Source organism: uncultured Streptococcus sp., from assembly GCF_915066115.1.
GTDB lineage: Bacteria > Bacillota > Bacilli > Lactobacillales > Streptococcaceae > Streptococcus.
This window is the reverse complement of sequence record NZ_CAJZDT010000012.1, coordinates 1-25,305: the sequence shown is the minus strand read 5'-3', so window position 1 is coordinate 25,305 and position 25,305 is coordinate 1. Positions and strand designations below refer to the sequence as shown.

The following is a 25,305-nucleotide window of genomic DNA, read 5'->3' as shown; positions in this document are numbered from 1 at the left end:
TGAGTACGGCAAGGCGAAGCTGACGTGGTTTGAATTTGATTTTCGAAGAGTATGAGGACAGCAAAAAGACTGCACGATTTATGCAGTCTTTTCTTTTTATTTGAGATAACGTTGAAGGAACTCTTTTGTTCGGTCTTCTTTAGGATTGGTGAAGAGGTCTTCTGGTTTGCCTTCTTCAGCAATCACGCCCTTATCCATAAAGATAACACGGTGAGAGACATCACGGGCAAATTCCATTTCGTGGGTTACGACAATCATGGTTAAGCCTTCCTGAGCTAGATCTTGCATGATTTTGAGGACTTCTCCAACCATTTCTGGATCGAGAGCTGATGTTGGTTCATCAAAGAGAATTGCGTCAGGATTCATTGAAAGGGCACGAGCGATGGCCACACGTTGTTTTTGCCCCCCTGAGAGTTGTTTTGGTTTCGCTTGCCAGTAGCGTTCTCCCATGCCGACCTTTTCAAGGTTTTCTTTGGCAATCTTTTCAGCTTCTGTACGTTCGCGTTTAAGGACAGTCGTCTGAGCGACAATTGTGTTTTCGAGAACGTTGAGATTTTCAAAGAGGTTAAAGGATTGGAACACCATCCCCAACTTTTCACGGTATTGCGTGAGGTCATAGCCTTTTTCGAGGACGTTTTGTCCATGATAAAGGATTTGTCCATCAGTTGGTGTTTCAAGTAAGTTAATAGAGCGTAGGAAGGTTGATTTCCCGCTTCCAGAGCTTCCGATGATAGAGATAACCTCTCCCTTGTGGACAGTGAGTGAAATGTCTTTTAGCACTTCATTTTGACCATAGGATTTTTTGAGGTGTTTAATTTCAAGGATTGCTTGTGTCATTATTTCAAATCCTCCGTTTGCATTTGGTTAGCACCTGTAGTATAGGTATCCATGTCCATGCGGCGTTCGATGAAGCGTAGGATACGTGTTACGGTGAAGGTGAGGACAAAGTAAATCACGGCGATGATTGTAAATGTCTGGAAGTATTGATAGGTTTGAGTTGCTACGGTATTTCCTGAGAAATAAAGTTCGACAACAGAGATAACGTTCAATACAGATGTATCTTTGATATTGATGACAAATTCATTACCAGTTGCTGGTAGGATGTTACGGACTACCTGAGGTAGGACAATCTTACGCATGGTTTGGTTATGAGTCATACCGAGTGCAGTTGCGGCTTCAAATTGTCCCTTGTCAACTGCTAGGATACCACCACGAACGATTTCGGTCATGTAGGCACCGGTGTTGATCGAAACGATGAAGATAGCAGCTAGTGTGCGGTCAAGGTTGATCCCGAAAGCTTGGGCAGTTCCATAGTAGATAACCATCGATTGAACGATCATAGGTGTACCACGGAAAATTTCAATGTAGACATTGAGAATCCAGCCGACTAGTTTTTGTAGGCCGTAAATGGCTTTGTTTTCAGAGAGAGGAGCAGTACGGAAAACACCGATGGCAAGACCGATAATGAGACCTATGATGGTTCCGACGATAGAGATTAAAAGAGTGATACCAGCACCACGCAAGAGTTGTTGCCAGTTTTCAGAAAGAATTTTAGCGACTTGGCTAAAGAAACTACTGCTAGTCTCTTCAGTTGTTGTAGCTTCGGCAGGTTGCTCTTTGATCATACGATCCATCAAGGCAACTTGGTCGTCTTTTGAAATGGTTTCAATGCTGGTATTGATTTGACTAATACGATTGTCATCTTTACGAAGTCCAATGGCAATAGCCGTATCTTCTTCCCCAGTTTTGAAACCTGGTTCTACTTGAACCATCTTGAACTTAGAGTTAGCAGCTTCAGCAGTCAGAGCTTCTGGTCGTTCAGAAACATAAGCATCGATAACACCAGCTTCAAGTGCTTGGCGCATTTGAGCGAAGTCTCCCATGGCAGTTTCTTTTTTAGCGCCTGGGATTTGACCAATCAAGTCATAAAGGTAGACACCTTGTTGAGAAGTGATTTTCGCACCGTTAAAGTCATCCAAAGATTTAGCACTTGCGTAGGCAGAATCTTTTTTGACAAGCAAAACTGGTTCGCTAGTGTAGTAGCTGCTTGAAAAGGCAATTTCTTGTTTGCGTTCGGCAGTTGGACTCATACCTGCGATAATCATGTCAATCTTACCAGAAGTAAGGGCAGGGACTAGACCTTCCCACTTGGTTTTAACAACTAAAGGTTCTTTACCTAAGTCCTTAGCGATTTTCTTGGCGATTTGAACATCGTATCCGTTAGCATACTGGTTAGTCCCATCGATTTTGACAGCTCCATTGCTATCATCGTCCTGAGTCCAGTTAAAGGGAGCATATGCTGCTTCCATCCCGATGCGTAAATATTCATCGGCTTGGGCAACATTGACAAGTCCCAGCATCAGCAAGAGACTTGTGAAAATAGATAAGTATATTTTTCTCATGATTTCTCCTATTTCTAATCTATTAAAAAATAACTGTCTCCTATTTTATCGAAAAAAACTCTATTTTTCAATATAGGTAAGCCCTTACTTGTGAAAAAATGATATAATGATAGCAAAGATAAAAAGGGGGCTTAGTTGATGAAAAAAACTTTTTTCTTACTGGTGTTAGGCTTGTTTTGTCTTCTGCCATTCTCTGTTTTTGCCATTGATTTCAAGATAAACTCTTATCAAGGTGATTTGTATATTCATGCAGACAATACAGCAGAATTTAGACAGAAGATAGTTTACCAGTTTGAGGAGGACTTTAAGGGTCAAATCGTGGGACTTGGACGTGCAGGCAAGATGCCTAGTGGATTTGACATTGATCCTCATCCAAAGGTTCAGGCTGCGAAAAATGGTGCTGAACTAGCAGACGTTACTAGCGAAGTGATAGAAGGAGCAGATGGTTATACTGTTAAAGTCTATAATCCAGGCCAGGAAGGCGACACAGTTGAAATTGACCTTATCTGGAACTTAAAGAATTTGCTTTTCCTTTATGATGATATCGCTGAATTAAATTGGCAACCTCTGACAGATAGTTCAGGGGCTATTGGGAAGTTTGAATTTCATGTAAGGGGAGACAAGGGGGCTGAAAAACTCTTTTTCCATACAGGGAAACTTTTTAGAGAGGGAACGGTTGAAAAGAGTAACCTTGATTATACTATCCGTTTAGACAATCTTCCGGCTAAACGTGGAGTTGAGTTACATGCCTATTGGCCTCGGACCGATTTTGCTAGCGCTAGGGATCAGGGATTGAAAGGAAATCGTTTAGAAGAGTTTAATAAGATAGAAGACTCGATTTTTAAAGAAAAAGAGCAAAGTAAACAACTCGTTACTTGGGTCTTCCCTTCGATACTTTCTATCTCCTTGTTATTAAGTGTCTGCTTCTATTTTATTTATAGAAGAAAGACCACTCCTTCTGTCAAATATGCCAAAAATCATCGTATCTATGAACCACCGATGGAATTAGAGCCTATGGTTTTATCAGAGGCTGTCTACTCGACCTCCTTGGAGGAAGTGAGTCCTCTAACAAAAGGAGCAGGTAAATTTACCTTTGACCAACTTATTCAAGCTACCTTGCTAGATGTGATAGACCGTGGGAATGTCTCTATTATTTCAGAAGGAGATGCAGTTGGCTTGAGACTGGTGAAAGAAGATGGCTTGTCAAGTTTTGAGATAGACTGTCTAAATCTGGCCTTTTCAGGCAAAAAAGAAGCAACTCTTTCCAATTTGTTTGCGGATTACAAGGTATCTGATAGTCTTTATCGTAGAGCAAAAGCCTCTGATGAAAAACGGATTCAAGCAAAGGGGCTTCAACTCAAATCTTCTTTTGAAGAAGTATTGAACCAGATGCAAGAAGGAGTGAGAAAACGAGTTTCCTTCTGGGGGCTCCCAGATTATTATCGTCCTTTAACTGGTGGGGAAAAGGCCTTGCAAGTGGGTATGGGACTCTCTACTATCTTGCCTTTATTTATCGGATTTGGTTTGTTCTTGTACAGTTTGGATGTTTATGGCTATCTTTACCTCCCCTTGCCAATACTTGGTTTTCTAGGTTTGGTTTTGGCTGTTTTCTATTATTGGAAGCTTCGTCTAGATAATCGTGATGGTGTCCTAAATGAAGCAGGGGCAGAAGTCTACTATCTCTGGACCAGTTTTGAAAATATGTTGCGTGAGATTGCACGATTGGATCAGGCTGAATTGGAAAGTATTGTGGTCTGGAATCGCCTCTTGGTCTATGCGACTTTATTTGGCTATGCGGACAAGGTCAGCCATTTGATGAAGGTTCATCATATCCAAGTGGAAAATCCAGATATCAACCTCTATGTAGCTTATGGTTGGCATAGTATGTTTTATCATTCAAGTGCGCAAATGAGCCATTATGCCAGCGTCGCAAACACAGCAAGTACCTATTCCGTATCTTCTGGAAGTGGAAGTTCTGGCGGTGGCTTCTCTGGAGGAGGAGGCGGTGGCAGTATCGGTGCCTTTTAAAGAGAACTGCCATATACTGAAAAAGTATGCTATAATGGAAGATAGAAAAAGGAGTAATCTATGTATCTTATTGAAATTTTAAAATCTATCTTCTTCGGGATTGTTGAAGGAATTACGGAATGGTTGCCGATTTCGAGTACAGGTCACTTGATTTTAGCAGAGGAGTTTATCCAATACCAAAATCAAAATGAAGCCTTTATGTCCATGTTTAATGTCGTGATTCAGCTTGGTGCTATTTTAGCGGTTATGGTCATTTACTTTAACAAGCTCAATCCCTTTAAACCAAGTAAAGACAAGCAGGAAGTTCGTAAGACTTGGAGACTGTGGTTGAAGGTCTTGGTTGCCACTTTACCTTTGCTTGCAGTATTTAAGTTTGATGATTGGTTTGATACCCACTTTCATAACATGGTTTCAGTTGCTCTCATGTTGATTATCTATGGGATTGCCTTTATCTATTTGGAAAAGCGCAATAAAGCTCGTGCTATCGAACCAAGTGTAACAGAGTTGGACAAGCTTCCTTATACGACGGCCTTCTATATCGGACTCTTCCAAGTTCTTGCTCTTTTACCAGGAACGAGTCGTTCTGGGGCAACGATTGTCGGTGGTTTGTTAAATGGAACCAGTCGTTCTGTTGTGACAGAATTTACCTTCTATCTTGGAATTCCTGTTATGTTTGGAGCCAGTGCATTAAAGATTTTCAAATTTATAAAAGCAGGACAACTCTTGAACTTTGGGCAATTGTTCTTGCTCTTGGTTGCGATGGGAGTGGCCTTTGCAGTCAGCATGGTCGCTATTCGCTTCTTGACAAGCTATGTAAAAAAACATGACTTTACTCTTTTTGGTAAATACCGTATCGTACTCGGTAGTGTCTTGTTGCTCTATAGTTTTGTGCGTTTATTTGTATAAGAAAAAACCTTGAAGGGACAGCTCTTCAAGGTTTTAAAATCCAGTCACGGTAATCCCCAACAGGCGGATACCTCTTTCTTTCTCGCTTAATTTTTCATAGAGCTGCAGGGCAATTTGGCTTATCTGAGTAGCGTCCTGTGTTTTTTGAGCAAGACTTTTTCGTTTAGTAAGAGTTGAAAAGTCCTCGTAGCGGATTTTCAAAATGACAATTTTTCCAGCTTTTTCTTGTTGATGTAGATTGAGAGCGACTCTTTCTGATAGGAGAGTCAGCTCTTTTTTGATGTCTTCCTCAGCACGTAGAATCTTCCCATAGGTTTTCTCCTTCCCGATTGATTTACGGATACGATTGGATTTGACTGGGGAATTGTGGATGCCACGAGCCTTTCGATAAAGGTCATAGCCCAGCCTGCCAAAACGGTCTATTAGGGTTACCTCAGGGACTTCAAGCAAATCAGCGCCGGTAAAAACGCCCATTTGATGAAGACGTTCTACCGTCTTTTTTCCTACTCCATGAAACTTGGAAATATCCATTTGTTTGAGAAAGTCCTCAGCCTGGTCAGGTAGAATCACTGTCAGACCATGTGGTTTTTGATAATCACTAGCCATTTTAGCTAAGAATTTGTTGTAGGAAACGCCAGCAGAAGCAGTTAGATGGAGTTCTTGCCAAATATCCTCTTGAATGAGGCGAGCGATTTTGACTGCTGACTTGATACCGAGTTTATTTTCTGTTACATCCAAATAGGCTTCGTCAATGCTCATGGGTTCTATTAAATCTGTATAACGCTTAAAGATAGCTCGGATCTGGAGTCCCACAGATTTGTATTTCTCATAATTTCCTGAGATGAAGACGGCTTGGGGACAACGCTCATAGGCTTCCTTAGAGCTCATGGCTGAATGGACACCAAAAGCTCGCGCCTCATAGCTACAAGTGGAAACGACACCACGCCCACCTGTTTGCCGAGGGTCATTGCCGATAATGACAGGTTTTCCTCTGAGTTTAGGATTATCTCTGATTTCCACCGCAGCAAAAAAGGCATCCATGTCAATATGGATGATTTTTCTTGACAAATCATTTAACAAAGGAAAAATCAACATGCATAGCTCCTTTTTACTGCTTATTTTCTTTCATTATACCCTTTTTTCTGAAAAAAAGGAAAAAGGACTTCGTTTTTTCAAAAATATAATACAGTTTGGAACGAAATATAGACTGTTTTAGAAAAGAAAGTGTGGAAATAGGGATTTTCCACTTGTTGAAAACGATTACTGTATGGTATACTTGTCTCATGAATGTAACAGATGGCTGTTACTAGAAAGAAAAAAGAGGACATTAACATGGTTGTTAAGACAGTTGTTGAAGCACAAGATATTTTTGACAAAGCTTGGGAAGGCTTCAAAGGCGTAGATTGGAAAGAAAAAGCAAGTGTATCACGCTTCGTACAAGCTAACTACACACCTTATGATGGAGACGAAAGCTTCCTCGCAGGACCAACAGAACGTTCACTTCACATCAAAAAAATTGTAGAAGAAACTAAGGCTCACTACGAAGAAACTCGTTTCCCAATGGACACTCGTCCAACATCTATTGCTGATATTCCTGCTGGATTTATCGACAAAGAAAACGAAGTTATCTTCGGTATCCAAAACGATGAACTCTTCAAATTGAACTTCATGCCAAAAGGTGGTATCCGTATGGCTGAAACTACTTTGAAAGAAAATGGATACGAACCAGACCCAGCTGTTCACGAAATCTTCACCAAATACGTAACAACAGTTAACGATGGTATCTTCCGTGCTTACACTTCAAACATTCGTCGCGCTCGTCACGCTCACACTGTAACTGGTCTTCCAGATGCATACTCACGTGGACGTATCATCGGTGTTTACGCACGTCTTGCTCTTTACGGTGCAGACTACTTGATGCAAGAAAAAGTAAACGATTGGAATGCAATCGAAGAAATCGATGAAGAAACAATCCGTCTTCGTGAAGAAATCAACCTTCAATACCAAGCATTGCAACAAGTTGTTCGCTTGGGTGACCTTTACGGAGTTGACGTTCGCAAACCAGCGATGAACGTTAAAGAAGCTATCCAATGGGTTAACATCGCCTTCATGTCTGTCTGCCGTGTTATCAACGGTGCTGCTACATCTCTAGGTCGTGTGCCAATCGTATTGGACATCTTTGCAGAACGTGACCTTGCTCGTGGTACATTTACTGAATCAGAAATCCAAGAATTCGTTGATGATTTCGTTATGAAACTTCGTACAGTTAAATTTGCTCGTACAAAAGCTTACGACCAATTGTACTCAGGTGACCCAACCTTCATCACAACTTCTATGGCTGGTATGGGTAACGACGGTCGTCACCGTGTTACTAAGATGGACTACCGTTTCTTGAACACCCTTGACAATATCGGTAACTCTCCAGAACCAAACTTGACAGTTCTTTGGACTGACAAATTGCCATACAACTTCCGTCGCTACTGTATGCATATGAGCCACAAACACTCTTCTATCCAATACGAAGGTGTAACAACAATGGCTAAAGACGGATATGGTGAAATGAGCTGTATTTCATGCTGTGTGTCTCCACTTGACCCAGAAAATGAAGAACAACGCCACAACATCCAGTACTTCGGTGCGCGTGTAAACGTATTGAAAGCCCTTCTTACTGGTTTGAACGGTGGTTACGACGATGTTCACAAAGACTACAAAGTATTTGACATCGAACCAATCCGTGACGAAGTTCTTGAATTCGAATCAGTTAAAGAAAACTTTGAAAAATCTCTTGACTGGTTGACTGACACTTACGTAGATGCTTTGAACATCATCCACTACATGACTGATAAGTACAACTACGAAGCTGTTCAAATGGCCTTCTTGCCAACTAAACAACGTGCAAACATGGGATTCGGTATCTGTGGATTTGCTAACACTGTTGATACATTGTCAGCTATCAAATACGCTACAGTTAAACCAATCCGTGACGAAAATGGCTACATCTACGATTACGAAACAATCGGTGAATACCCACGTTGGGGTGAAGATGACCCACGTTCAAACGAATTGGCAGAATGGTTGATCGAAGCTTACACAACTCGTCTACGTAGCCACAAACTTTACAAAGACGCTGAAGCTACAGTATCACTTTTGACAATCACATCTAACGTTGCTTACTCTAAACAAACTGGTAACTCACCAGTCCACAAAGGTGTATACCTCAACGAAGATGGTTCTGTCAACTTGTCTAAACTTGAATTCTTCTCACCAGGTGCTAACCCATCTAACAAAGCTAAAGGTGGATGGTTGCAAAACTTGAACTCACTTTCTAGCCTTGACTTTAGTTATGCAGCTGATGGTATCTCATTGACTACACAAGTATCACCTCGTGCTCTTGGTAAGACTCGTGACGAACAAGTTGATAACTTGGTAACAATCCTTGATGGTTACTTCGAAAACGGTGGACAACACGTTAACTTGAACGTTATGGACTTGAACGATGTTTACGAAAAGATCATGTCAGGTGAAGATGTTATCGTACGTATCTCTGGATACTGTGTAAACACTAAATACCTCACTCCAGAACAAAAAACTGAATTGACACAACGTGTCTTCCACGAAGTTCTTTCAATGGATGACGCCTTAGATGCATTGAGTTAAAATTATATAAAATAATACAAAGAAGGACTAGTTAAAAGCTAGTTCTTCTTTTTGTAAAATTTATTGGTCAATTAAAGTCAAATCTCTTGACCTTTTCTGACTAATGTAGTATATTATGAACGTAAGGTAAATGAAAGCCTTACTAAAACGCTTATTTAAAGTGAAATAGGAAGAGGTGGGGCTATGTTTAATCTCGAAATCTTCAGAAGTAAAGATAGTCTACTCATGCTTGAAAAAGAAAAACCAGAAATAGTACGTAGAGTAGTTAGTTAGCTAGTCTAAATTTTTTAAAACAAAGGTCAAAGATAGTCAATATCAGTAAAAATAAATAACAAAAAGAGGTAAAGAATATGAACAACAACTTTAATAATTTTAACAACATGGATGATTTATTTAACCAATTGATGGGCGGTATGCGAGGATATAGTTCTGAAAATCGCCGTTACTTGATTAATGGACGTGAAGTGACACCTGAGGAATTTGCTCATTATCGTGCAACTGGTCAATTTCCAGGAAATGCAGAAACTGATGGACAAATGCAACAACAGGCTTCAGGTATGAAACAAGATGGTGTCCTTGCTAAACTCGGTCGTAACTTGACAGCAGAAGCACGTGAGGGCAAGCTGGATCCTGTTATCGGACGAAACAAGGAAATTCAAGAAACATCTGAAATCCTTTCACGCCGTACCAAGAACAATCCTGTTCTGGTCGGAGATGCAGGTGTTGGTAAGACAGCTGTTGTCGAAGGTTTAGCACAAGCCATTGTGAATGGAGATGTCCCAGCCGCTATTAAGAACAAGGAAATCATTTCCATTGACATCTCAGGTCTTGAGGCTGGTACTCAATACCGTGGTAGTTTTGAAGAAAACGTTCAAAACTTAGTCAATGAAGTGAAAGAAGCAGGAAATATTATTCTCTTCTTTGATGAAATTCACCAAATTCTCGGTGCTGGTAGCGCTGGTGGAGATAGTGGTTCTAAAGGGCTTGCGGATATTCTCAAGCCGGCGCTCTCTCGTGGAGAATTGACAGTGATTGGGGCAACGACTCAAGATGAATACCGTAACACCATCTTGAAAAATGCAGCTCTTGCTCGTCGTTTCAACGAAGTTAAGGTCAATGCTCCTTCAGCAGAGGATACATATAAAATCCTTCAAGGAATTCGTGACCTCTATCAGCAACACCACAATGTCATTTTGCCAGACGAAGTTTTGAAAGCAGCAGTGGATTATTCTGTCCAATACATTCCACAACGCAGCTTGCCAGATAAAGCTATCGACCTTGTCGATGTAACAGCGGCTCACTTGGCAGCACAACATCCTGTAACAGATGTGCATGCTGTTGAACGTGAAATTGAGGCAGAAAAAGACAAGCAAGAAAAAGCAGTTGAGGCAGAAGATTTTGAAGCAGCTCTTAATGCAAAAGTTCGTATCGAAGAACTTGAAAAACAAATTGCCAACCATACTGAAGATCATAAGGTTACAGCAACAGTTAATGATGTAGCTGAATCTGTAGAACGTATGACTGGAATCCCAGTATCACAAATGGGTGCAACGGATATCGAACGTTTGAAAGATATGGGTCACCGTTTACAAACCAAGGTTATCGGTCAAGATAAAGCAGTTGAAGCTGTAGCTCGTGCCATCCGTCGTAACCGTGCTGGTTTCGATGAAGGCAATCGCCCAATCGGTAGTTTCCTCTTTGTAGGACCAACTGGGGTTGGTAAGACAGAACTTGCTAAGCAATTGGCTCTCGATATGTTTGGAACTAAGGAGGCCATCATCCGTTTGGATATGTCTGAATACAGTGACCGCACAGCCGTTTCTAAGCTAATTGGTACAACAGCAGGCTATGTGGGTTATGATGACAATAGCAATACCTTGACAGAACGTGTCCGTCGCAATCCATACTCTATCATTCTCTTGGATGAAATTGAAAAGGCTGATCCTCAAGTGATTACTCTTCTCCTCCAAGTTCTAGATGATGGTCGTTTGACAGATGGTCAAGGAAATACAGTAAACTTCAAGAATACGGTGATTATCGCAACTTCAAACGCAGGCTTTGGTTACGAAGCTAACTTGACAGAAGATGCGGACAAACCAGAATTGATGGACCGTTTGAAACCATTCTTCCGTCCAGAGTTCCTCAACCGCTTTAACGCAGTCATTGAGTTCTCACACTTGACTAAGGAAGACCTTTCTAAAATTGTGGACTTGATGCTGGCTGAAGTCAACCAAACCTTGGCTAAGAAAGACATTGATTTAGCAGTTAGTCAAGCGGCTAAAGACTATATCACAGAAGAAGGCTACGATGAAGTCATGGGTGTTCGTCCACTCCGTCGTGTGGTTGAACAACAAATCCGTGACAAAGTCACAGACTTCCACTTGGATCACCTAGATGCCAAACACCTAGAAGCAGATATGGAAGACGGTGGTTTGGTTATTCGTGAGAAAGCTTAACTAGAGATTTTGAGAATAAAAAAGAAGGAACCAGCTGAAAAAAACTGGTTCCTTTTTTTGTGTTTAGATGACATGGCGTTCAAAGGCATCATCTGAAATCCCTTGTTCTAGGATGAGTTTTGCCCATTCTTTAGCAGAAAAGAGGCTGTGATCCTTGTAGTTGCCGCAAGATTCGATGGTTGTTCCAGGGACATCTTCCCAAGTAGTAGTCTCAGCGATTTCCTTGAGCGAATCCTTGATAACAGCCGCGATTTCAGCACTGGTGTGACGGCCCCACATAATCATGTGGAAGCCTGTGCGGCAACCAAATGGTGAACAGTCAATCATGCCGTCAATGCGGGTACGGATGAGTTTAGCCAAGAGGTGTTCGATGGTGTGAAGTCCAGCGGTAGGGATCGAGTCTTCATTTGGTTGTACCAAGCGAATATCATAATTGGAGATGATGTCTCCCTTTGGCCCTGTTTCTTCCCCAATCAAGCGGACATAAGGTGCTTTAACAATAGTGTGGTCAAGTTCAAAACTTTCAACAATAACTTCTTTTGACATGGTAAATCCTTTCAGTTTTCTTCTTTCATTATAACATAAAGCCGGCTCTTGAGGCAGAGAGAAAACCTCTCCGAGGTTGGAGAGGTTGAAATCTTTATTTACGATACAAGCGGTCGTATTGGTAGTAAGGGTCAAAGGTTACGTTGATACCCAGTTTACGAAGGACATTCTTGTCTTCATCGGTTAAGATGATGGTTGAGTGGGCTTCGCTTCCTTTGAGGTTGCCAAGTTCTTCCATAGCACGAGCAGCATCAGGATTTTCTGTAGCTGTGATAGCAAGTGCAATCAAAATTTCATTTGAATGTAGGCGTGGATTACGGCTACCGAGATGATCGATTTTAAGACCTTGGATTGGCTTAACAACTTCAGGCTCGATTAGTTTTACTTCCTTGGCAATGTTAGCTGATTTCTTGATGGCGTTGATAAGAGCAGCGGCTGTAGGACCAAAGAGTTCTGAGTTCTTACCAGTGACAATTTCCCCATTTGGCAATTCAAGGGCTAGAGCTGGTCCGCCAGTTTCTTCTGCTTTTTGGCGTGCAGCAACAGCAACCTTACGGTCTGCAGGTGTGATACCGAGGTCGTTCATAAGCAACTCGATTTTCTTGACAGCAGCTTCGCCAACTTTTTCGGCTTTAAAATCAAGAACAGTTTGATAGTAACGGCGGATGATTTCTTGTTTAGAAGCTTCGATAGCAGCCTCATCATCTGTAATAGCGAAACCAACCATGTTGACACCCATGTCTGTTGGTGAAGCGTATGGAGATTCACCAAGGATACGTTCCAACATACGTTTGAGCACTGGGAAGATTTCGATATCACGGTTGTAGTTGACAGTGGTTTCTCCATAGGTTTGAAGATGGAAAGGATCAATCATGTTGACATCATCAAGGTCAGCTGTAGCAGCTTCATAAGCCAAGTTGACTGGATGATGAAGGGGAAGATTCCAAACTGGGAAGGTTTCAAATTTAGCGTAGCCAGACTTGATGCCATTGATTTGGTCGTGGTACATATTGGACATACACGTTGCCAATTTTCCAGAACCAGGTCCAGGAGCGGTTACGACAATCAAGTTACGACTGGTTTTGATGTAGTCATTTTTCCCCATTCCTTCGGGTGAAATGATGTGATCCATATCCGTCGGATATCCTTTGATTGGATAATGAAGATAAGAATCAATTCCGTTTTTATCAAGTTGGTTGCGGAAGGCATCTGCAGCTGGTTGACCAGCGTACTGTGTGATGACAACGGAGCCAACAAAAATTCCCAATTCATTGAATTTGTCAATCAAACGAAGAACTTCTTGGTCATAAGAAATGCCCAAGTCACCACGTGCCTTGGAATGTTCGATGTTGCTAGCATTAATAGCAATCACAACCTCAACCTGCTCTTTCAATTCTTGCAAGAGCTTGATTTTGTTGTCAGGTTCATAACCAGGAAGGACACGAGCAGCGTGAAAGTCTTCTAACATTTTGCCACCAAACTCCAAGTAGAGCTTGCCATCAAATTGGTTAATGCGCTCCAAAATATGGTCGCGCTGTAGATTCAAATATTGTTCAGAACTAAAAGCTTGTTTTTTCATTTTTTTACCTCTGATCTCTATTATAATAAAAAATTGGAAGTTAGGAAACTATGGAGTTAAAAAAGGAATCAAAAAGATTAGGCAAACGCTTGCACAAATATCTAAAAAGCGCTATCATAGACTATAGATTATTAAAATAATGAGGTAAGAAGATGCAAGAAAAATGGTGGCACAATGCCGTAGTCTATCAAGTTTATCCTAAGAGCTTTATGGATAGCAACGGAGATGGAATTGGCGATTTGCCAGGAATTACCAGTAAGTTAGACTATCTAGCCAAGTTAGGAATTACAGCGATTTGGCTTTCTCCTGTTTATGACAGTCCTATGGATGATAATGGCTATGATATTGCTGATTATCAAGCGATTGCGGCTATTTTCGGGACCATGGAGGATATGGACCAACTGATCACGGAAGCTAAGAAACGTGATATTCGTATCATCATGGACTTAGTGGTCAATCATACTTCAGATGAGCATGCTTGGTTTGTCGAGGCCTGTGAAAATCCTGATAGCCCTGAACGAGACTACTATATCTGGCGGGATGAACCCAACGATTTGGAGTCTATCTTTAGTGGGTCTGCTTGGGAGTACGATGAAAAGTCAGGTCAGTACTATCTCCACTTTTTCAGTAAGAAACAGCCAGATCTCAACTGGGAAAATGAAAAACTTCGTCAGAAAATTTATGAGATGATGAACTTTTGGATTGATAAAGGGATTGGCGGTTTCCGCATGGATGTCATTGACATGATTGGGAAAATTCCTGACGAGAAAGTAGTCAATAATGGTCCTATGCTCCACCCTTATCTCAAGGAGATGAATCAGGCCACCTTTGGAGATAAGAATCTCTTGACAGTAGGGGAAACCTGGGGAGCAACGCCAGAGATTGCCAAGCTCTACTCTGATCCAAAGGGGCAAGAATTGTCTATGGTCTTCCATTTTGAACATATCGGTCTTCAGTATCAGGAAGGTCAGCCTAAGTGGCACTATCAAAAAGAACTGAATATTGCTAAGTTAAAAGAGATTTTCAACAAATGGCAGACAGAGTTAGGCGTTGAGGACGGCTGGAATTCGCTTTTCTGGAACAATCATGACCTTCCTCGTATCGTCTCAATCTGGGGAAATGACCAAGAATACCGCGAAAAATCTGCCAAAGCCTTTGCAATTTTACTTCATCTCATGAGAGGGACACCTTATATTTACCAAGGTGAGGAAATTGGGATGACCAACTATCCGTTTGAAACACTGGATCAAGTAGAAGATATCGAATCCCTCAACTATGCGCGTGAGGCTCTTGAAAAAGGCATTCCGATGGAAGAAATCATGGACAGTATCCGTGTCATTGGACGAGACAATGCCCGTACTCCCATGCAATGGGATGAGAGTAAAAACGCTGGTTTCTCAACAGGTCAACCTTGGTTGGCAGTGAATCCAAACTACCAAACAATCAACGTTCAAGAAGCGCTGGCAAATCCAGATTCTATTTTCTATACCTATCAGAAGCTAGTTCAAATCCGTAAAGAAAATAGCTGGCTGATTCGAGCTGACTTTAAACTATTGGAAACAGCTGACAAGGTTTTTGCCTATATCCGTAAAGATGGTGACCGTCGCTTCCTAGTCGTCGCTAACTTGTCCAATGCAGAACAAGACTTGAACGTAGAAGGAAACGTCAAATCTGTCTTGATTGAAAACACCTCAGCTCAAGAAGTCTTTGAAAAACAAATCTTAGCTCCATGGGATGCTCTCTGTGTGGAATTACTATAAATATTTTTTACAGAAAAATTTAAAATTGAAATCGCATAAAAACAAGGGATGACTGTATGAAAGGCAGAAAATCCTTTGTTTTTTTTATTGTCGATGTTTATAAACTTTCATTCTCAAAATTCAATTAACTTTACAAATTCCCACTATTTTGGTAAAATAAACATATGTTATAAAAACTAACATAAAGGAGAAAGAAGATGACTACAAAAAAGCGTATCCTTAGTGCAGGCCTGACTTTTGCAGCTGCTTTGCTTTTAGCTGCTTGCGGACAATCAGGTTCAGATACAAAAACTTACTCATCAACCTTTAGTGGAAACCCAACTACATTTAACTATTTACTAGACTACTACGCTGATAATACAGCTATCATTACTAACTTAGTTGATGGTTTGCTTGAAAATGACAATCATGGAAATCTAATTCCATCTTTGGCAGAAGATTGGTCTGTTTCAAGCGACGGTCTAACTTATACCTACAAATTGAGAAAAGATGCCAAATGGTTCACAGCTGATGGTGAAGAGTACGCCCCAGTCAAGGCACAGGATTTTGTGACAGGTATCAAGTACGCAGTGGATAATAAATCACAGGCGCTTGACTTGATTCAAAACTCGATCAAGGGCTTGAATGATTATATTACAGGAGCGGATTCTGACTTTTCTAAGGTTGGAGTGAAGGCCATCGACGACCAGACTGTTGAGTATACTTTGGCACGCCCAGAACCTTACTGGAACTCAAAAACAACGAACAGTATTCTTTTCCCAGTAAATGAAGAGTTTCTAAATTCAAAAGGGAAAGATTTTGGGACCCTGTCTCCAAATAGCATTCTCTACAGTGGACCGTATTTGTTAAAAGACTTCACATCAAAATCATCGATCGAGTATGTGAAAAATCCGCATTACTATGATCATGACAAAGTATCGATTGAACACGTGAAATTGGCTTATTTTGATGGTTCAGACCAAGAATTGACCATCCGTAACTTTGAAAGTGGAGCCTACTCAATCGCTGGGGTTTATCCAAATAGTTCTAACTTTGCTAAGACTAAGGAAAAATTTAAGGATAATATTGTCTATAGCTTGCAGGACAAGACTTCGTGGTATTTCAATTTCAATGTCAACCGTAAGGCTTACAATCACACTGCTAAAACGACAGATGAGCAGAAGAAGTCAACTGAGACAGCTGTCTTGAACAAGAACTTCCGCCAAGCGGTGAACTTTGCCTTGGACCGTACAGCCTATTCTGCTCAGTCAAATGGGGAAGAAGCAGCTAGCAAGACCCTTCGTAACACCCTAGTGCCTCCTACATTTGTCCAAGTTGGAGACAAGACCTTTGGAGAAGTAGTCGCTTCTAAATTGGTTAACTATGGTACAGAGTGGTCAGGTATGAACCTGGCAGATGCTCAGGATGCCTATTTCAACAAAGAAAAAGCCCAAGCAAAATTTGCGGAAGCTAAAAAAGAATTGGCAAGTCAAGGTGTGACTTTCCCAATTCACTTGGATGTGGCTGTTGATCAAACAAGTAAAAATGCTGTGACAGGCATGAACTCAGTTAAGCAGACCCTTGAGTCGGTTTTAGGTGCTGATAACATTGTCATTGATGTTCAGCAACTGTCAACAGATGATTTTAATAACGTAGCTTTCTTGGCACCAACGCCTGCTAATCGTGACTATGATTTGAACTTTGATGGTTGGGTAGGTGATTACCAAGATCCGTCAACTTATCTCAATCCTTTCAATGCAGAGGATGGATTCTACCTCAAGATCTTTGGTCTAGATTCTCAGGAAGATAAATCGAAAATTGCTAGTCTGGGTCTTGATACTTACACCAAGATGCTCAAAGATGCAGATAGTGAAAATAAAGATGTAGCCAAACGCTATGAAAAATATGCTGAAGCACAGGCTTGGATGATTGACAATTCTCTGATTATGTCAGCTATGTCGAGCGGTGGAACAGCATCTGTAACCAAAGTAACGCCATTTACAAGAGGTTATTCACTAGTCGGCATCAAGGGCGACGGCAATAACTACAAGTACATGAAACTGCAAAAAGACACTGTGACTACCAAGCAGTATGAAGAAGCTAAGACCAAATGGGAGCAAGAAAGCAAAAAAGCAATCGAAAAAGCTCAAAAAGAAGCAGAAAATCATGTCAAATAGATGAACGAGGTTCCGTAAGGGACCTTGTTTGTTATATTTTTGATTCGTATTCCTCTGTCTATGAAACGAGAATGTCAAAATAGGAAGCGATAGATACTATACAGGTTATAAAAAAACAATTATTCCTTCGGAGTGCATTTAGAAGATGTATTGAAAACGCTGATAAAAAAGGAATAAATGGAAATTATTTCATGATTGTGATATAATAATTCTGATAATCAACATATAGGGGAAAACTATGAATAAACGTTCAAAAAGAGCCCGTTCGGGTAAAGTTAAGCGGAGCATTAATATAGCTTTATTAACCATTTATGTATTATTGGGTGGTTTTTTGCTGTTCTTGATTTTTAGACATAATATATTGGCGTTTAGATACCTGAATGTCATAACGGCAACTGTAGTGATTTTGGTCGCTTTAGCGAGTCTGCTTTTGATCATTTATAGAAAAGCAGAAAAGTTTACAATTTTCTTTTTAACACTAGCTATTTTAATGAGTTCAGTTTCTTTTTTTGCACTGCAACAATTTGTCGGCTTTACTAGTCATATCAATTCTACGTCAAATTACTCAGAATACTCAATGAGTGTTGTTGTTCTGAAAGATAGTGACGTTCATAATGTCACGCAATTAGATAGTGTTACAGGACCTACGGATACTGATAATGATAATATTCAAAAATTGATAGCTGATATCAAAACTAGTCAGAGCAAAGAATTGACGGTTGAACAAAGCACCTCATACCTTGCAGCTTATAAGAGCTTGGTATCAGGTGAAGCAAAAGCGATTGTCTTAAATAGCGTCTTTGAAAATATTATAGAATCTGAATACCCTGATTACGCATCAAAAATTAGGAAAATCTACACTAAAAATATCACCAAAGAAGTAGCTGCTCCTAAAGTTTCTAAGAACAAATCCTTCAATGTCTATGTGAGTGGTATTGACACTTACGGACCAATTAGTTCAGTTTCTCGTTCAGATGTCAACATTTTGATGACTGTTAATCAAGATTCAAAAAAAATTCTATTGACAACAACCCCTCGAGATTCTTATGTTCCGATTGCTGACGGCGGGAATAATCAAAAAGATAAGTTGACTCATGCAGGTATTTATGGAGTTGACTCCTCTATTCATACTTTGGAAAATCTTTATGGAGTTGATATTAATTACTATGTTCGTCTAAACTTCACTTCGTTCTTGAAATTGATTGACCTTTTAGGTGGTGTAGATGTATACAATGATCAGGAGTTTACATCTCGTCACGGGAAGTTCCACTTCCCAGTAGGAAATGTCCATTTAGATTCTGAACAAGCTCTTGGGTTTGTTCGTGAACGCTATTCGTTGGCTGATGGAGATCGTGACCGTGGTCGTAATCAACAAAAGGTTATTGTCGCAATTATTCAGAAATTAACTTCTACTGAAGCCTTAAAAAATTATAGTGATATTATTCAAGGTTTGCAAGATTCCCTTCAAACAAATATGCCTATCGAAACGATGATAGATTTGATTAATACTCAATTGGAGAGTGGTGGTAGTTATAAAGTCAACTCTCAAGACCTCAAAGGTACAGGTCGAATGGGACTTCCTTCTTATGCTATGCCAGATAGTAACCTCTATATGATGGAAATCGATGATAGTAGTTTAGCAACTGCTAAAAGTGCGATACAAGATGTGATGGAGGGAAGATGATATGATTGATATCCACTCTCACATTGTCTTTGATGTAGATGACGGGCCAAAGTCTATAGAAGATAGTAAAGCTCTTTTAATAGAAGCATATAATCAAGGAGTTCGGATGATTGTTTCGACTTCCCATCGTCGAAAAGGGATGTTTGAGACTCCAGAAGAAAAAATAGCGACGAATTTTTTAAAGGTTCGTGAGATTGCTAAAGAAGTGGCAGATGATTTGGTCATTGCTTACGGAGCAGAGATATACTATACTCCGGATGTTCTAGAAAAATTAGAAAACAAGCGCATTCCTACTCTCAATAACAGTCGTTATGCTTTGATTGAATTTAGTATGAATACACCCTATCGCGATATTCATAAAGGGTTAAGCAATATTTTGATGTTAGGGATTACCCCAGTGATTGCTCATATTGAACGTTATGATGCGTTGGAAAACAATGAAAAACGTGTTAGGGAACTGATTGATATGGGATGCTATACGCAAGTAAATAGTTCTCATGTTCTAAAACCTAAGCTCTTTGGTGAAACCTATAAATTTATGAAAAAGAGAGCCCGATATTTTTTGGAGAGAGACCTGGTTCATGTCATTGCAAGTGACATGCATAACTTAGATAGTAGACCTCCCTACATGGAGGATGCTCGTCAGATTATTTCTAAAAAGTATGGTAGAGACAAGGCAGAAGAGCTATTTGTAGAGAACCCTAGGAAAATTATAATGGATCAAATAATTTAGGAGAAAATATGAAAGAACAAAATACTATGGAAATCGATGTATTTCACCTGTTTAAAATTCTTTGGAAAAGAAAAATTCTAATTGCATTGGTAGCGATTGTAGCTGGAGCCTTAGCTTTTGCCTATAGTGCGTTTGTCGTTAAACCGGAGTTCACTAGTACTACACGGATTTATGTAGTCAACCGTAATCAGGGAGATAAGCCTGGTTTGACAAACCAAGACTTGCAAGCTGGATCATACTTAGTTAAAGACTATCGTGAAATTATTTTGTCTCAAGATGTTTTGGAGAAAGTTACATCTAATTTGAAATTAGATCTATCACCAAAAGCTTTGGCTAGTAAAGTCAAGGTAACTGTACCAGTCGATACTCGTATCGTATCTATTTCCGTTAATGATAAAGTACCTGAGGAAGCTAGTCGTATTGCTAACTCATTGAGAGAAGTAGCAGCTGAAAAGATTATCAGTATCACACGCGTTTCTGATGTCACAACACTTGAAGAAGCTCGTCCGGCTACAGCACCATCTTCTCCAAATATTCGTAGAAATACAATTATCGGGCTACTTGGAGGAACAGCATTTATGGTTATCGCTGTTCTTATCGTTGAACTGGTTGATACACGAGTGAAACGTCCAGAGGATATTGAAGATGTTATGCAAATTGCATTGTTGGGAGTTGTTCCAAATCTGGATAAATTGAAATAGGAGAGAGATATGCCGACATTAGAAATAGCACAGAAAAAATTAGATCTGGTCAAAAAAGCGGAAGAATACTATAATGCCTTGCGTACGAATATACAATTGAGTGGAAATAATTTACAAGTAATTTCTATCACTTCTGTAAAACCGGGTGAAGGAAAGTCAACGACTTCTACAAATATTGCTTGGGCATTCGCGCGTGCAGGTTACAAGACTCTGTTAGTAGATGCTGATATTCGGAATTCTGTCATGTCAGGTGTCTTCAAATCACGTGAAAAAATTACTGGATTAACAGAATTTTTATCTGGAACAACAGACCTATCTCATGGTTTATGTGATACCAATGTTGAGAATCTATTTGTGGTTCAAGCTGGGTCCGTCTCACCAAACCCAACTGCTTTATTGCAAAGTGAAAATTTTAGCACTATGATTGACACACTTCGCAAGTATTTTGATTATATTATTGTTGATACAGCGCCAATTGGTATCGTTATCGATGCAGCTATTATCACACAGAAATGTGATGCATCTGTTTTAGTTACTGCGGCAGGAGAAGCTAACAGAAAAGATGTTCAGAAGGCTAAAGGCCAATTGGAACAAACGAATAAACCGTTCTTAGGAGTTGTATTAAATAAATTCAATACTTCAGCTGAGAAATATGGTTCTTACGGTGAGTATGGTTCTTACGGTAAAAAATAAGGGATAGACTAAGGAAGTAGTTATGGAAGAGAAAGGGATAAAAATATCTCTGGCAGTAATCCAGAGTTTTATAGTAGTGTTACTGGGGTATTCTCTTAGTTTTGTTAAAGAGACAGATATTCTTTTAACAACAATGATTGTCCTATATATTCTCCACTACATAGTATTTTATTTTAGCGATTACGGTCAAGATTTTTTTAGACGAGGGAATTTGATTGAATTTGTTCACTTGACAAAATATATCATTTTCTTTGCGTTGGCAATTAGTCTTTCTAATTTCTTTTTAGAAGAACGCTTTAGTATCTCTAGACGAGGTATGGTGTATTTCTTAACCTTACACTCGATTCTAATGTATTTAGTCAATATTTGTATCAAGTATTATTCGAAACGGATATTTCCTAATTTGAAATGGAGTAAAAAACTATTCTTGATTACAGCAACATCTAGAGTTGAGAAAGTGATGGATAAATTACTTGATGCTGGTGATTTCTTTGGAGAACTGGTGGCAGTTAGTGTATTAGATAAACCTAATTTCCAACATGATACTATTACAGTCGTACCAGTCGAAGATATTTTAAATTTTGCAACTCACGAAGTTGTGGACGAAGTGTTTATCAATCTTCCTAGTGAAGAATATGATATTGGTGAATTTATTTCTCGTTTTGAAACGATGGGAATTGATGTAACGGTTAATCTAAATGCTTTTGACCATAATCTAGGGCGTGACAAGAAAATCCGTGGGATGGCTGGTCTAAATGTCATTACTTTTTCGACGAAATTTTATAAGAATAGTCATGTAATTGCTAAGCGTGTCATAGATATTATTGGTTCTATTTTTGGTTTAATGATTTGTGGTCTAGTTAGTATAGTTCTAGTTCCAGCTATTCGAAAAGATGGCGGACCTGCTATTTTTGCCCAGACTCGCATAGGAAAAAACGGCCGACATTTTACTTTTTATAAATTTAGATCAATGTGTATTGATGCTGAGGATAAAAAGAGAGAATTGTTGGAGAAAAATACTATGCAGGGTGGTATGTTTAAGATGGACAATGATCCTCGCATTACAAAAATTGGTCGCTTTATCCGTAAAACTAGCCTGGATGAACTTCCCCAGTTTTGGAATGTTCTGAAAGGAGACATGAGTCTAGTTGGAACAAGACCGCCAACAGTTGATGAATATGAGACATACACACCTGAACAAAAACGTCGATTGAGTTTTAAACCAGGTATCACTGGACTTTGGCAAGTTAGTGGTAGAAGTGAGATTAAGAATTTTGATGATGTTGTTAAATTAGATGTCGCTTATATAGACGATTGGACAATTTGGAAAGATATTGAAATTCTACTAAAAACAGTTAAAGTTGTATTTATGAGAGATGGAGCGAAGTGATTTTATGAATAAAGTGAGGGAAATTCAACTAGGAGAATTATCTTTATTGAAAAGTTTTATTGCTATTTGTAGTAAACATAACTTAAGATATTATGCTTTGGGAGGAACATTGCTAGGAGCAATTCGTCATAAAGGATTTATTCCTTGGGATGATGATATGGATTTAGGAATGCCTCGAAAAGATTATGAAAAATTTTTGTCTATTTGTAACAAGGAACTTCCGGAACATGTTGTTTTGAGACTTCACGACGATAATTTAGGTAATACCTCTATTATGGATACATCTTTACAAATTCCATTTGGAAATGAACTTTGCAGTCCTTTCATAGATATTTTTCCTTTGGATGGTTATCCAGATGAGAGTTTCCATTACTTTCTACATACAAATAAAATCAAGTTCTATCGAGCACTTTCTAAAATTTCTGTAATCGATCGTCTACATGACAGAGATCGAGGAAGTTTTGAAAATGCTATTGTGAGTATATCGAAAGTTTTGAAATTAAATAAACTTCTAAAAACAGCCACTATTAACAACAAATTACAAAATCTAATTAAACAATATGATTTTGAAACTAGTTCAATAGTTGGTAATGTATTAGGTTCCTATAGAGAACGTGAACTTGCTAGAAAAGAAGTATTCGGTGAACCACAATTACTAGAGTTTGAGAACTTAGAAATAAGTTGCCATGCAAACCCAGATGAATATTTAACAAAAATATATGGTGATTACATGAAGTTACCCGAAGAAGCAGAACGTAAGGGTCATTTCGAGTCTACATGGGGAGATTAATTTGAATAGTTTTGATTTAATGGGGGTCAGGATTGACCCTTTAACAATGGATGAAACAGTACAAGCGGTTGAAAAATTTGTCATTAAACAACGTCCTCTTCATTTGATGGGCGTAAATGCTGATAAGATTAACCAATGTCAATCAGATGAAGCCATTAAGAAGATAGTTAACGAGTCTGAGATCATCAATGCAGATGGTGCATCAGTAGTTCTAGCTTCTCGATTTTTGGGCTACCAAGTTCCAGAACGAGTTGCTGGAATTGATTTAATGCAAAGATTATTAAAATTAGCCGATGAAAAATCTTATTCAGTGTATTTCTTTGGTGCTAAAGAAGAAGTTTTGCAAGATATGCTACAAAATTTTAAAGAAGAGTATCCCAATCTACGAGTTGTTGGACATCGTAATGGTTATTTTTCTGAGGAAGATGAGCAAGATATTCAGGAAGATATTCGTGAAAAGAATCCCGACTTTGTATTTGTTGGAATTACTTCACCTAAAAAAGAATACATCATCCAAAAATTTATGGATAATGGAGTGAATTCTATTTTTATGGGTGTAGGTGGTAGTTTTGATGTATTGTCTGGTCACATTCAGCGTGCCCCACTTTGGATGCAGAAATCAAACTTGGAGTGGTTGTTCCGAGTTGCTAATGAACCAAAGCGTCTCTTTAAACGATACTTTGTAGGGAATGTTACCTTTATTAAGCGAGTTTTAGATGAGAAACGAAAAACGAAAAAATAATATTTTACATATTTCACGAACGATGGATATTGGTGGTGCTGAGAGAATCGTGTACCAGTTGAGTTCTGATTTGAAAGCCGAGTTTGATAGTGTCCATGTTGCTTCTACAGGAGGCCTTTGGGAACCAGAATTAGAGACCCAAGGAATTATCCATCATAAAATTCAAGATATAGACAGCAAAAATCCTCTTACTGTGTTGAAATTGCTTCTTACTATTTATCAAATTATTAAGACAAATGAGATTACTCTGGTTCATACGCATCATCGAATGGCAGCTTTTTATATTCGTTTGTTAAAACTGATTAATCCCAAGCTAGTCCACGTTTACACTGCTCATAATGTCTTTAAAGATAAGTTGTCTTTATATAGATTTTCACTTAAAAATGCCTACAATATTGCTGTTGGTCAAGCAGTTAATCAAAATTTGAAAGATGATGTGGGAGTTGCAAATAGCACTGTTATCTATAACGGAGTGATCTTGAAACAGTCAAATAGACAAGTTGATGAGATTATGAAGTTTGATGGAATCAAGCTAGGCTGTATTGCAAGATTATCTGAACAAAAAGGTTTGACCTATTTGATTGATGCTATTTCTTTGATATCAGATGAAAACCTTCGTTTATTTATCGTTGGGGATGGAGAACTTAGAGCCGAATTAGAAAACAAGGTTAAAGAACTAAATCTGGAAGATAAAGTATCTTTTTTAGGATATAGACAGGATATAGTCGAGTGTATTAATAGTTTTGATTTCCTAGTGTCTTCCTCATTATTTGAAGGCTTGGCTCTAAATGTTATTGAAGCATTTATGAATGGAAAAACAATGGTTGCTACCGATATTCCTGGCATTAATGAAGTTGTTACAAAAGAAAATGGGATTTTGGTTCCTGCTAAAGATGCTAGGGCCTTAGCTTCTGCTATTGAGAGTCTGGCGACTGACTCAACTCTTAGAACTAGGTTAGCTCATCAAGCTAAAAAAGATTATGAAGAGAAGTTTAGTTATCCTTTATTTTTAGAGAATTATCGTAAATTTTATCAAAAACTAATGGGAGATTCAAAATGAAAAAAGTAATGTTAGTTTTTGG

At 39.2% G+C, this 25,305-nt stretch carries 19 protein-coding genes; 14 read left to right on the top strand and 5 right to left on the bottom strand.

What is annotated here, in order from left to right; translation table 11 throughout:
- Positions 1 to 96: 96 nt before the first annotated feature.
- Entirely contained in the window at positions 97 to 837 is a 741-nt protein-coding gene (locus QZ565_RS01895; protein WP_000189477.1) for an amino acid ABC transporter ATP-binding protein, read from the bottom strand.
- Positions 837 to 2,402: an ABC transporter substrate-binding protein/permease gene (locus QZ565_RS01890; protein WP_045612303.1), complete on the bottom strand. Its 1,566-nt coding sequence runs from the start codon at positions 2,400 to 2,402 to the stop codon at positions 837 to 839. The genes QZ565_RS01895 and QZ565_RS01890 overlap by 1 nt, the downstream gene beginning before the upstream one ends.
- A 138-nt stretch (positions 2,403 to 2,540) precedes the next feature.
- Here QZ565_RS01890 and QZ565_RS01885 point away from each other — a divergent pair, with 138 nt between their 5' ends.
- Complete coding sequence (locus tag QZ565_RS01885) at positions 2,541 to 4,430, top strand: DUF2207 domain-containing protein (RefSeq protein WP_295524652.1); 1,890 nt, start codon at positions 2,541 to 2,543, stop codon at positions 4,428 to 4,430.
- A gap of 60 nt (positions 4,431 to 4,490) precedes the next feature.
- Entirely contained in the window at positions 4,491 to 5,336 is an 846-nt protein-coding gene (locus QZ565_RS01880; protein WP_295524650.1) for an undecaprenyl-diphosphate phosphatase, read from the top strand.
- Positions 5,337 to 5,369: 33 nt separating this feature from the next.
- Here the strand turns inward: QZ565_RS01880 and dinB are convergent, their stop codons facing one another.
- Complete coding sequence (gene dinB, locus QZ565_RS01875) at positions 5,370 to 6,431, bottom strand: DNA polymerase IV (protein WP_004257231.1); 1,062 nt, start codon at positions 6,429 to 6,431, stop codon at positions 5,370 to 5,372.
- A gap of 237 nt (positions 6,432 to 6,668) precedes the next feature.
- On the opposite strand from dinB, the gene pflB reads away from it, so the two are divergent.
- Complete coding sequence (gene pflB / locus QZ565_RS01870) at positions 6,669 to 8,993, top strand: formate C-acetyltransferase (protein ID WP_020901544.1); 2,325 nt, start codon at positions 6,669 to 6,671, stop codon at positions 8,991 to 8,993.
- Positions 8,994 to 9,343: 350 nt separating this feature from the next.
- Positions 9,344 to 11,449 (top strand): ATP-dependent Clp protease ATP-binding subunit, encoded by a 2,106-nt coding sequence (locus QZ565_RS01865; RefSeq protein ID WP_295524643.1) that lies wholly within the window; start codon positions 9,344 to 9,346, stop codon positions 11,447 to 11,449.
- 63 nt (positions 11,450 to 11,512) lie between these two features.
- On the opposite strand, the gene QZ565_RS01860 is transcribed toward QZ565_RS01865, so the two are convergent.
- On the bottom strand, positions 11,513 to 11,995 hold the full coding sequence (locus QZ565_RS01860; protein ID WP_000032547.1) for an S-ribosylhomocysteine lyase: 483 nt from the start codon (positions 11,993 to 11,995) through the stop codon (positions 11,513 to 11,515).
- A gap of 94 nt (positions 11,996 to 12,089) precedes the next feature.
- Entirely contained in the window at positions 12,090 to 13,574 is a 1,485-nt protein-coding gene (locus tag QZ565_RS01855) for a DUF1846 domain-containing protein (protein WP_000743580.1), read from the bottom strand.
- A 152-nt stretch (positions 13,575 to 13,726) separates the two neighbouring features.
- On the opposite strand from QZ565_RS01855, the gene QZ565_RS01850 reads away from it, so the two are divergent.
- From QZ565_RS01850 to QZ565_RS01805, 10 genes are all read left to right on the top strand, one after another.
- Positions 13,727 to 15,334 (top strand): alpha-glucosidase, encoded by a 1,608-nt coding sequence (locus QZ565_RS01850; protein ID WP_295524637.1) that lies wholly within the window; start codon positions 13,727 to 13,729, stop codon positions 15,332 to 15,334.
- A 197-nt stretch (positions 15,335 to 15,531) separates the two neighbouring features.
- Positions 15,532 to 17,490: a peptide ABC transporter substrate-binding protein gene (locus QZ565_RS01845; protein ID WP_295524634.1), complete on the top strand. Its 1,959-nt coding sequence runs from the start codon at positions 15,532 to 15,534 to the stop codon at positions 17,488 to 17,490.
- A 238-nt stretch (positions 17,491 to 17,728) separates the two neighbouring features.
- Positions 17,729 to 19,174, top strand: a complete 1,446-nt coding sequence (locus tag QZ565_RS01840) for an LCP family protein (RefSeq protein WP_261045698.1) — start codon at positions 17,729 to 17,731, stop codon at positions 19,172 to 19,174.
- 1 nt (position 19,175) lies between these two features.
- Entirely contained in the window at positions 19,176 to 19,907 is a 732-nt protein-coding gene (gene cps4B, locus QZ565_RS01835) for a capsular polysaccharide biosynthesis protein Cps4B (RefSeq protein ID WP_295524628.1), read from the top strand.
- 8 nt (positions 19,908 to 19,915) lie between these two features.
- Entirely contained in the window at positions 19,916 to 20,608 is a 693-nt protein-coding gene (cpsC, locus tag QZ565_RS01830) for a capsular polysaccharide biosynthesis protein CpsC (RefSeq protein WP_261045696.1), read from the top strand.
- 9 nt (positions 20,609 to 20,617) lie between these two features.
- Positions 20,618 to 21,301, top strand: a complete 684-nt coding sequence (locus QZ565_RS01825) for a tyrosine-protein kinase (protein WP_295524624.1) — start codon at positions 20,618 to 20,620, stop codon at positions 21,299 to 21,301.
- Positions 21,302 to 21,323: 22 nt separating this feature from the next.
- Complete coding sequence (locus QZ565_RS01820; RefSeq protein WP_295524619.1) at positions 21,324 to 22,691, top strand: sugar transferase; 1,368 nt, start codon at positions 21,324 to 21,326, stop codon at positions 22,689 to 22,691.
- 4 nt (positions 22,692 to 22,695) lie between these two features.
- On the top strand, positions 22,696 to 23,481 hold the full coding sequence (locus QZ565_RS01815; RefSeq protein ID WP_366508735.1) for a LicD family protein: 786 nt from the start codon (positions 22,696 to 22,698) through the stop codon (positions 23,479 to 23,481).
- A gap of 19 nt (positions 23,482 to 23,500) precedes the next feature.
- Positions 23,501 to 24,223 carry a WecB/TagA/CpsF family glycosyltransferase gene (locus tag QZ565_RS01810; protein WP_295524672.1) on the top strand — a complete coding sequence of 241 codons (723 nt, stop codon included), beginning with the start codon at positions 23,501 to 23,503 and terminating at the stop codon, positions 24,221 to 24,223.
- Positions 24,198 to 25,283, top strand: coding sequence for a glycosyltransferase family 4 protein (locus QZ565_RS01805; RefSeq protein WP_295524612.1), 1,086 nt, complete (start codon positions 24,198 to 24,200; stop codon positions 25,281 to 25,283). The genes QZ565_RS01810 and QZ565_RS01805 overlap by 26 nt, the downstream gene beginning before the upstream one ends.
- The last annotated feature ends 22 nt before the right edge of the window (positions 25,284 to 25,305 follow it).

Bases quoted from the DNA above. Each gene is read 5' to 3' on its own strand.
- QZ565_RS01895 (WP_000189477.1), bottom strand. From the start codon at position 837: ATGACACAAGCAATCCTTGAAATTAAACACCTCAAAAAATCCTATGGT.
- QZ565_RS01890 (WP_045612303.1), bottom strand. From the start codon at position 2,402: ATGAGAAAAATATACTTATCTATTTTCACAAGTCTCTTGCTGATGCTG.
- QZ565_RS01885 (WP_295524652.1), top strand. From the start codon at position 2,541: ATGAAAAAAACTTTTTTCTTACTGGTGTTAGGCTTGTTTTGTCTTCTG.
- QZ565_RS01880 (WP_295524650.1), top strand. From the start codon at position 4,491: ATGTATCTTATTGAAATTTTAAAATCTATCTTCTTCGGGATTGTTGAA.
- dinB (WP_004257231.1), bottom strand. From the start codon at position 6,431: ATGTTGATTTTTCCTTTGTTAAATGATTTGTCAAGAAAAATCATCCAT.
- pflB (WP_020901544.1), top strand. From the start codon at position 6,669: ATGGTTGTTAAGACAGTTGTTGAAGCACAAGATATTTTTGACAAAGCT.
- QZ565_RS01865 (WP_295524643.1), top strand. From the start codon at position 9,344: ATGAACAACAACTTTAATAATTTTAACAACATGGATGATTTATTTAAC.
- QZ565_RS01860 (WP_000032547.1), bottom strand. From the start codon at position 11,995: ATGTCAAAAGAAGTTATTGTTGAAAGTTTTGAACTTGACCACACTATT.
- QZ565_RS01855 (WP_000743580.1), bottom strand. From the start codon at position 13,574: ATGAAAAAACAAGCTTTTAGTTCTGAACAATATTTGAATCTACAGCGC.
- QZ565_RS01850 (WP_295524637.1), top strand. From the start codon at position 13,727: ATGCAAGAAAAATGGTGGCACAATGCCGTAGTCTATCAAGTTTATCCT.
- QZ565_RS01845 (WP_295524634.1), top strand. From the start codon at position 15,532: ATGACTACAAAAAAGCGTATCCTTAGTGCAGGCCTGACTTTTGCAGCT.
- QZ565_RS01840 (WP_261045698.1), top strand. From the start codon at position 17,729: ATGAATAAACGTTCAAAAAGAGCCCGTTCGGGTAAAGTTAAGCGGAGC.
- cps4B (WP_295524628.1), top strand. From the start codon at position 19,176: ATGATTGATATCCACTCTCACATTGTCTTTGATGTAGATGACGGGCCA.
- cpsC (WP_261045696.1), top strand. From the start codon at position 19,916: ATGAAAGAACAAAATACTATGGAAATCGATGTATTTCACCTGTTTAAA.
- QZ565_RS01825 (WP_295524624.1), top strand. From the start codon at position 20,618: ATGCCGACATTAGAAATAGCACAGAAAAAATTAGATCTGGTCAAAAAA.
- QZ565_RS01820 (WP_295524619.1), top strand. From the start codon at position 21,324: ATGGAAGAGAAAGGGATAAAAATATCTCTGGCAGTAATCCAGAGTTTT.
- QZ565_RS01815 (WP_366508735.1), top strand. From the start codon at position 22,696: ATGAATAAAGTGAGGGAAATTCAACTAGGAGAATTATCTTTATTGAAA.
- QZ565_RS01810 (WP_295524672.1), top strand. From the start codon at position 23,501: ATGGGGGTCAGGATTGACCCTTTAACAATGGATGAAACAGTACAAGCG.
- QZ565_RS01805 (WP_295524612.1), top strand. From the start codon at position 24,198: ATGAGAAACGAAAAACGAAAAAATAATATTTTACATATTTCACGAACG.